Source organism: Bradyrhizobium sp. KZN70725 (assembly GCF_055264925.1).
On record NZ_JBUYWT010000135.1, the window covers coordinates 1 to 4,064 of the forward strand.

Annotated in this window: 3 protein-coding genes; 1 reads left to right on the forward strand and 2 read right to left on the reverse strand. The window is 64.3% G+C overall.

Annotated features, from left to right (window positions below; all coding sequences use genetic code 11):
• Positions 1 to 417: 417 nt before the first annotated feature.
• On the reverse strand, positions 418 to 828 hold the full coding sequence (locus tag ACZBJS_RS42005; protein WP_463440282.1) for a (deoxy)nucleoside triphosphate pyrophosphohydrolase: 411 nt from the start codon (positions 826 to 828) through the stop codon (positions 418 to 420).
• Between the two features lie 174 nt (positions 829 to 1,002).
• On the opposite strand from ACZBJS_RS42005, the gene ACZBJS_RS42010 reads away from it, so the two are divergent.
• A complete protein-coding gene (locus tag ACZBJS_RS42010; RefSeq protein ID WP_463440283.1) occupies positions 1,003 to 2,331 on the forward strand; it encodes a TadE/TadG family type IV pilus assembly protein in 1,329 nt (442 codons plus the stop codon).
• 261 nt (positions 2,332 to 2,592) lie between these two features.
• On the opposite strand, the gene argJ is transcribed toward ACZBJS_RS42010, so the two are convergent.
• Positions 2,593 to 3,834 carry a bifunctional glutamate N-acetyltransferase/amino-acid acetyltransferase ArgJ gene (gene argJ / locus ACZBJS_RS42015; RefSeq protein ID WP_229189787.1) on the reverse strand — a complete coding sequence of 414 codons (1,242 nt, stop codon included), beginning with the start codon at positions 3,832 to 3,834 and terminating at the stop codon, positions 2,593 to 2,595.
• Positions 3,835 to 4,064: the final 230 nt, after the last annotated feature.

Consider the following 4,064-nt stretch of genomic DNA (forward strand, 5'->3'; position numbering starts at 1 on the left):
TGCTCGGCCCTCTGTGTCTCGACAACCAGAAAAGACCGATTTGCCTCGGTCCTGCCGAGCATGCACCGCGACACAGTGAATCATTCCCCGGACACCCCTGCGCTTGCGGGGGAGGGCAATTGCATATGGAATGAACCGATTCTTCCGCGCCGTCATGGCCGGGCTAAACAACAAGCCCGGCCATGACGAGTTTGTGGGAACTCCGATCGCCTCAAACGGCCATATGCGATTGCCCTGTCCTTGCGGGAAAAGGCGAGGGGAGCTTGCACGATTTCGGAATAATGGAATTATGCCGGTGAGTTGCCCGACGTGTCAAGTCGCCTGGTCGAACGCCTGCCACCGCCACCTGCTTTGCATGGGGTTGTTTTCGATATTTTGGCAGCGCGCCTCCCTCGCAAGCGGAAGAGGCGAAGAGGATCACAGCAACAGATCGATCAGATGCGGCAGCAGCGGGATGTCTGCGGGCGGCATCGGGTAGTCGCGCAGCTTGCTTGCGCGGACCCAGGCGAGGTTCTGGCCCTCGCGCGCCGCCGCGATGCCCTCCCAGCGCCGGCAGATGTAGAGCGGCATCAGCAGATGGAAGGTCTCGTAGGCATGGCTGGCGAAGGTCAGCGGCGCGAGGCACGGCTCGCTCACGGTGATGCCGATCTCCTCATGCAGCTCGCGGATCAGGGTCTGCTCCGGCCACTCGCCGGGCTCGATCTTGCCGCCGGGGAATTCCCACAGGCCGGCCAGCGCCTTGCCTGCGGGGCGCTGCGCCAGCAGCACGCGCTTGTCGGCATCGACAAGCGCGCAGGCGACGACGAGGGTCAGCTTGATGTCAGCCATGCGGCGGGGGATTCCTTCCAGTCTGCAAGCTTTCATTAACCAGCAACGCGCTGTCAGCCAAACGATTTATGCCCGCGCGGCTTTCCGCGATCGCGATAAGCCGGCCTTAATTCGTATCCGGCAGGGTGAAGGTTCTCATTTATCTGCCCATCATATTCTTTGCCGACATAACCCATGAGCACCTTGATCCGGACCATCAGCCGTTTCCGTCGCGATCGCTCCGGCAACATCGCAATGACCTTTGGCCTCGCTGTGCTGCCGCTCGTCGTCGCGGTCGGATGCGCGGTCGACTATTCCCGCGCCAACCAGATCCGCAGCAAGCTGATATCGGCCGCCGACGCCGCGAGCGTCGGATCGATCGCCAAGGCGTCGCCCGGCTTCATCGCCGCCGGCGCCATGACCTCGGACGGCGAGATCCAGGCGGGCGAAGCCGATGCGGCCAAGATCTTCAACGGCAACATCTTGAACCAGAACAGCTTCACGCTGACCAGCGTGACGCCGACCATGACCAAGACCGGCGGCGTCATCACCTCGACGGTCAAGTTCACCGCCGATGTCCCGACCATGTTCCTCGGCGTGATCGGACAAAGCAAGATGACGGTGACCGGCGCGTCGACCTCGACCGCGAACATGCCGCTCTATATCGATTTCTATCTCCTGCTCGACAACTCGCCGTCGATGGGGGTTGCGGCGACGCCCGCCGACGTGACCAAGATGGTCAACAACACGTCCGACAAGTGCGCCTTCGCCTGTCACGACTACAACGACGCCAACAACTACTACAATCTCGCCAAGACGCTCGGCGTGACGACGCGGATCGACGTGCTGCGCAGCGCGACCCAGCAATTGATGGACACGGCCGCGAACACTGCGACCTATGCCAGCCAGTACCGGATGGCGATCTACGATTTCGGCGCCTCGTCGAAGACGATCGGCCTGCGCGCGCTGTTCTCGCTGTCGACCAGCCTGTCGAGCGCCAAGACCGCTGCCGGCAAGATCGACCTGATGGGCGTCTACGGCAACAACGATACCTACACCGCCGACAAGGACAGCCAGTTCTCGACGGTGCTTCCGGCCATCAGCAACGCGATCAGCGCGCCGGGCCCGGGCACGGCGGCAGCGCCGATGAAATACCTGTTCTTCGTATCCGACGGCGTGGCCGACGAGCCGAATTCAAGCTGCCTGAAGCCGATCAGCGGCGGCAATCGCTGCCAGTCGCCGATCAATCCGGCGCTGTGGACGGCGATCAAGAACCGCGGCATCAAGATCGCGGTGCTCTACACGACTTACCTGCAGCTGCCGACCAACGGCTGGTACATGACCTGGATCGATCCGTTCAACCAGGGCCCGTTCGGCCCGTCGCCGAACAGCCAGATCGCGCAGAACATGCAGGCCTGCGCGTCGCCGGGCTTCTATTTCGAGGTCAGCCCGACGCAAGGCATCGCCGACGCGATGAACGCGTTGTTCAAGAAGGCCGTCGCCGACGCGCGGATCAGCAGCTAGCGAAGCGCACACGCTCTATCACCGTCACCCTGAGGAGGCCGCAAAGCGGCCGTCTCGAAGGGGCGACGGCCAGGGTTTCTCTATGCGGCGCTCTCGTGGCGTGCATCCTTCGAGACGCGCTACGCGCTCCTCAGGATGACGGGACTCACGCCGTCATTGCGAACGAAGCGAAGCAATCCATCTGTCCGCATGCATGGACGGATGGATTGCTTCGTCGCTTCGCTCCTTGCAATGACGGAGGTGGCGACGCTATGTCGGCTACTACGACCTGTAGTCCCCGTTGATCGCGACGTATTCCTTGGTGAGGTCGCAGGTCAGCACGCGGTCTTTGGCCTTGCCGAGGCCAAGCGCGACCTTGATCTGGATCTTCGGCGCCTTCATCGCCTCCGACACCTCCTTCTCGTTGTAGGAAGGATCGCGCGCGCCGCTCTTGGCGACGCGGATGCCGTTGAAGGAGATCGAGAGCTTGTCGCGGTTGGCAGGTTCGCCGGCCTTGCCGACCGCCATCACCACGCGGCCCCAATTGGCGTCCTCGCCGGCGATCGCGGTCTTCACCAGCGGCGAATTGGCGATCGACATCGCGATTCTGCGCGCCGACGGTTTGGTGGTGGCGCCCTCGACCACGACCTCGACCAGCTTGCGGGCGCCTTCGCCGTCGCGCGCCACCTGCTCGGACAGATCGGCGAGGATCTGCTGGAACGCCTTGGTGAAGGCCTTCAGCCGCGGGTCGCCGGCGCGCGAGATCTTCGGCGCGCCGTTGGCAGCGGCTGCGCCGGTTGCAAATGCCAGCAGCGTGTCCGAGGTCGAGGTGTCGCCGTCGATGGTCAGCGCATTGAAGGTGTCCTCGACGCCGGCCTTGAGCAGGGATTGCAGCACCGAGGCCGACAGCGGCGCGTCGGTGAAGATGAACGACAGCATGGTCGCCATGTCGGGCATGATCATGCCGGCGCCCTTGGCCATGCCGTTGATCGTCACCTTGGCCTTGCCGAGCTTGACGGTCGCGGTGGCGACTTTCGGGAAGGTGTCGGTGGTCATGATCGCCCTGGCCGCGTCCATCCAGCGATCGGGGGTCGCGGTCTGTGCGAGCTGCGCCAGCACGCCGTCGAACTTGGTGGCGTCGAGCGGCTCGCCGATCACGCCGGTAGAGGCGAGGAACACGTCCGATGTCGCGCAGCCGACCGCCTTCGCCGCGATCTGCGCGGTCAGCGCGGTCGACGCCTTGCCGGTCTTGCCGGTGAAGGCGTTGGCATTGCCGGAATTGACCACCAGCGCGCGCGCAGCGCCGCCCTTCAGCTTGGCGCGGCACCATTCGACCGGCGCCGACGGGCACTTCGACTTGGTGAAGACGCCGGCCACCGTGGTGCCCTTGTCGAGCAGCGCAAGCAGCACGTCGGTGCGCCCCTTGTAGCGGATGCCGGCGGCAGCGGTCGCAAGCCGCACACCCGCGATCACGGGCATCTCTGGAACGTCGGGCGGGGCGAGGGGGGAGACGGCGGTGGACATCGGCAAGCTTCCGGCTACGGGGAGGGAAGCGCTCCATAACATCTCGCCACGAGAAGCGGGAGAGGGCTGCGATGCGAACGCGCTGTCATGAATCGTTCAAGGAAGCAGCAGCGCGACGAATGCGTAGATGGGGTAACGGGCCGGCCGCCCGCTCGCTACGGCGCAATTTGGAAGCGCGCTCGCGAGCGGCCTGTTGGTTGGAAGGCGGTCGTCCCTCAAACTGATGGTGT